This is a genomic window from Winogradskyella sp. UBA3174, from assembly GCF_002364335.1.
Taxonomy (GTDB): Bacteria; Bacteroidota; Bacteroidia; order Flavobacteriales; family Flavobacteriaceae; genus Winogradskyella.
On record NZ_DEXW01000045.1, the window covers coordinates 38,848 to 39,071 of the forward strand.

At 35.7% G+C, this 224-nt stretch carries 1 protein-coding gene; it reads left to right on the plus strand.

Going from position 1 to position 224, the window contains the following annotated elements:
- Positions 1-224 (plus strand): efflux RND transporter permease subunit (locus B2U95_RS07965; RefSeq protein WP_296314659.1); only part of this gene is annotated, 224 nt, incomplete at both ends.

Here is a 224-nt window from a genome sequence, read left to right on the forward strand (position 1 = left end):
ATACCTATGTCTATGTTTATGTCACTAATGATTTTAGAAGCATTAGGCTATACGATGAATACAATGATACTCTTCGGACTTATTATGGGGCTTGGGATGCTAGTAGATAACGGTATTGTTGTTGTAGAAAATGTGTATCGCTTAATGCAAGACGAAGGTATGTCTCGCATAGAAGCTGCCAAGAAAGGTATTGGTGAAATTGCATTTCCTATTATAATTTCTAC